Origin of the sequence: Streptomyces niveiscabiei (genome assembly GCF_033794345.1) — a bacterium.
GTDB lineage: Bacteria > Actinomycetota > Actinomycetes > Streptomycetales > Streptomycetaceae > Streptomyces > Streptomyces niveiscabiei.
On sequence record NZ_JARAYJ010000051.1, the window covers coordinates 1 to 3936 of the forward strand.

The window sequence follows — 3936 nt, forward strand, 5'->3', positions numbered from 1 at the left end:
CCCGGGCGGGCCCCCCCCCCCCCCGCCCGGGGGGGGGGGGGTGGGGGGGGGGGGGGGGGGGGGGCTGGTGTCGGTGTGTGGGTGGGGGATCGGCCCCGAAAGGGCCTTGTCCTCAAACGCCGGACGGGCTGGAAGCGGGGTGGGTTGAGGGGCGTCTCGTCCTCAAGGGGCGCCCGTCCTCAAGGGGCGGGTGGGCTGCAAGAGTGGGGGTGGTGTTACTCCGACCAGGTTGTGGGGGGACGAGTTGCGGACATGAGGGGATGGGTTCGGGAGGATTTTGGTGTGTTCAGTGTTGAAGCCCTGGTGGGGTATCTCGTCGATGTGCGGATTTCTGGGCGGGTGTCCACTCTGCGGGAGCGGAGTCTGCGGAATTATCGGTTGTTCGGGGTGGGGGATCCCCGGGTGACGTTGGGGGTGGTGCCCAGGGGGGTGTGGGGGGTTGGGGAGGTGCTGGGGGTCATGGTGGAGGCGTGTGGGGTTTCGGACGATCTGGGGGTGGTTTCAGGGCAGGATTGGGTCGAGCCGCTGAAGACCGTTGCCGCGCTCGACGCGTTTGCGGATCGGATCAGGAATGTTGCGCTCTGTAACGGCGCTGTGTTGGTGGGGACGGGGCATCCGGGGCAGTTAGGGGGGTTTTACCGGGGGATCGTGGACGCTTTGTCGACGGCGGGATGTGAAGTGCTCACACCTGCGAAGGGTCTCTCTGTCGACATAACGACCCGGTTCGGTCTACGTACGCACATCCTCCAGTACGTACGGGGAGTCGGCCGGCTCCTCGAACCGGGCGTCGAACGCGCCGGTCGCGCGACCGGCGTACACACGCATTCCCCGCTGCCGGTTCGGCTCGCGCTGGAGGCTCTCGCGGCGTCCGGCGGGCGGCTGCCGGACCTGGTCATCGGGGACCACGGCTGGGTCTGCGGAGCAGGTCAGCTGGGGTTTGAGGCCATTGGGCTCGCCGATGCCGATGACCCCGCGGTGTTCGTGGGGCAGGCCGAGGGGATCGTGTCCGTCGCCGTTCCGGTTGATGACGGCGTGCGGTCCGATTACTACTTGCCGCTTACCCGCTACGTACTCAATCGAGCGTGTCTGTCACAGTAGGACTGCCTTGGGGTGCACCTCTTCCCCACTCGCATCACCCGCCCCTACATTGGGGAGTGAGCACGCAACGACGAAGAGTCACCGGAAGGGGAAGCCGGTGGCCGTCGAGTGCGGAAGGTTCAGGTGTTGTCATGGCAGCTGATCGGCCTCTCAACGAGGTTGTGTTCCTTACCGTGGCGGAAGTCGCCGCGGTGATGCGCGTTTCGAAGATGACCGTGTACCGCCTGGTGCACAGCGGTCATCTGCCCGCGATCCGGGTGGGGCGGTCCTTCCGCGTCCCCGAACAAGCGGTGCACGAGTACCTCCGCGAGAGTTATGTGGGGGTGGAAACCGCCTGACGGCTGACCTGGGGGGGATCAGTACAGGGCACTTCCGATCTCCCCCGACCCCCTCGATTACGACCTCAGCGCGCGGACGGGTAGGCTGGCCCCTCGTAGGTCGTGTGGGCCCCGGCGCCCAGCACCGAGTGATGAGAAGTGAGCGAGGGTAAGTCGTGGGCTCTGTCATTAAGAAGCGGCGTAAGCGGATGGCGAAGAAGAAGCACCGCAAGCTGCTGAAGCGGACGCGCGTCCAGCGCCGTAACAAGAAGTAAGCCGCAGCGCTTACGAATTGAATCGGCGCGCGTCGCGTACGCGTGGTGCGGCCCCCACCGGGTATTCCGGCGGGGGCCGCCCGCATATCCGGCCAGCCGCGTATCCGGCCAGCCGCGTCCCTGCTTGCCTCGGGCAGTCATCACAGCGCAACACCGAACCGCTAGGTTGGCACCCAACACCAGGCCCTGGAAGAAAGGCGCTGATCTTGGGGAAGGTCGTGCTTGTCACCGGAGTGGCCCGCAGGCTGGGGGGACGGTTCGTACGGCGGATCCAGCGCGATCCCGGCGTGGACCGGGTGATCGGGGTGGACGTCGTGCGGCCCGAGCACTCCCTCGGGGGCGCCGGCTTCGTCCAGGCGGACATCCGCCAGCCGACCATCGCCCGGGTGCTGGCGGAGAGCGGTGCCGACACGGTCGTCCACATGGACGTGACCGGTACGCCGCTCGGCAGTGGGAGCCGGACGTCGGTCAAGGAGACCAACGTCATCGGGACGATGCAGCTGCTGGGGGCCTGTCAGAAGGCGCCCGGCGTGAAGCGGCTCGTCGTGAAGTCGAGTACGAACGTGTACGGGTCCGCGCCGCGCGATCCGGCCGTGTTCACGGAGTCGACGGCCGCGAAGTCGCTGCCGAGCGGCGGGTTCGCGAAGGACGCGGTCGAGGTCGAGGGGTACGTACGGGGGTTCGCGCGGCGGCGGCCCGATGTCGCCGTGTGCGTGCTGAGGTTCGCCAACATCCTCGGGCCCGGCGCGGAGACGCCGCTCGCCTCGTACTTCGAACTGCCCGTGCTGCCCACGGTGTTCGGGTACGACCCGCGGCTCCAGTTCGTGCACGAGGACGATGTGATCGAGGTGCTGCGGATCGCCTCGCACGAGCCGGCGCGCGGGACCCTGAACAGCGGGACGTTCAACATCGCGGGGGACGGGGTGCTGCTGCTGTCGCAGTGCTCGCGGCGGCTCGGGCGGCCCACCGTGCCGCTGCTGCTGCCGGCCGTCACCTGGGCGGGGTCGCTGGTGCGCACGCTCGGGATGACCGACTTCTCGCCCGAGCAGATCCGGCTGCTGACGCACGGGCGGGTGGTGTCGACGACGCTGATGCGGGAGACGCTCGGGTTCTCGCCGGCGTACACGACCGCCGGGACCTTCGCGGACTTCGCGCGCAGCCAGGGGCCCGGGCTGCTGCCGCCGGAGCGGGTCGGTGACGCCGTCGACCGGGTCGCGGCGCTGGTCCCGCCGAAGAATCCGGCGTCGAGGACTCCGACGCCGAACTTTCCGACGCCGAGCGCGAACTGAGGAGCGTGTCCACGATGGCGGACGCCAAGGTCATCCCGTTCGACGACGACAGGTCCCGTACGGGGGCGGCGGCGCGGCCCGCGCGGCGCCGGGGCGGGCTCGGGAAGCGGGAGGCGCGCAACGGCGAGGTGACGGGCGGGACGGGTGAGGTCCAGCCTCTGCCCATCAGGGCACCGGGGCGCGATGATGTTCCGGTGACACCACAGGAGCCGCGGTCCGTCGAGCGGCGTATCGCGGGCGGGCTGTCGTTCCTGCGGCGGCGGCTGACCGGGGAGTACGAGGTCGACGACTTCGGCTTCGACGAGGAGCTCACCGACCAGGTGCTGATGTCTCTGCTGCGGCCGGTGTACGAGAAGTACTTCCGGGTCGAGGTGAAGGGCATCGAGAACATCCCCTCCGAAGGGGGTGCGCTGATCGTCGCCAACCACTCCGGGACGCTGCCCCTGGACGGGCTGATGATGCAGGTCGCCGTCCACGACAACCACCCCGCCGACCGCCATCTCCGGCTCCTCGCAGCGGACTTGGTCTTCGTCCTGCCCGTCGTCAACGAACTAGCGCGCAAGCTCGGCCACACCCTCGCCTGCGCGGAGGACGCCGACCGGCTCCTCGGCCAGGGCGAGCTGGTCGGCGTCATGCCGGAAGGCTTCAAGGGCCTCGGCAAGCCCTTCGGCGAGCGCTACAAACTCCAGCGCTTCGGCAGAGGCGGCTTCGTCTCCACGGCCCTGCGCAAGGGCGCCCCGATCATCCCGTGCTCGATCGTCGGCGCGGAGGAGATCTACCCGATGATCGGCAACGCGAAGACGCTGGCGCGGGTCCTCGGCTTCCCGTACTTCCCGATCACGCCGACGTTCCCGTGGTTGGGTCCCCTGGGTGCCGTGCCTCTCCCGACGAAGTGGACGATCCAGTTCGGTGAGCCGATTCCGACGGACGGGTATCCGCCGGAGGCTGCCGAGGATC

The 3936-nt window shown here is 68.9% G+C and carries 5 protein-coding genes; all 5 read left to right on the forward strand.

Features of this window, described 5'->3' with window-relative positions; genetic code table 11:
• Positions 1-282: 282 nt before the first annotated feature.
• A complete protein-coding gene (locus tag PV682_RS39590) occupies positions 283-1098 on the forward strand; it encodes a phosphatase (protein ID WP_319737159.1) in 816 nt (271 codons plus the stop codon).
• Positions 1099-1229: 131 nt separating this feature from the next.
• Complete coding sequence (locus PV682_RS39595) at positions 1230-1436, forward strand: helix-turn-helix domain-containing protein (RefSeq protein ID WP_010351066.1); 207 nt, start codon at positions 1230-1232, stop codon at positions 1434-1436.
• A gap of 155 nt (positions 1437-1591) precedes the next feature.
• Positions 1592-1690, forward strand: a complete 99-nt coding sequence (locus PV682_RS39600; protein WP_003948845.1) for a 30S ribosomal protein bS22 — start codon at positions 1592-1594, stop codon at positions 1688-1690.
• 206 nt (positions 1691-1896) lie between these two features.
• The gene (locus PV682_RS39605) at positions 1897-2979 is read left to right on the forward strand and encodes an NAD-dependent epimerase/dehydratase family protein (RefSeq protein ID WP_319737161.1); all 1083 of its coding nucleotides are present in this window, start codon (positions 1897-1899) and stop codon (positions 2977-2979) included.
• Positions 2980-2993: 14 nt separating this feature from the next.
• Positions 2994-3936: lysophospholipid acyltransferase family protein (locus tag PV682_RS39610; RefSeq protein WP_319737162.1), on the forward strand; the 943-nt coding region annotated here is incomplete at its 3' end.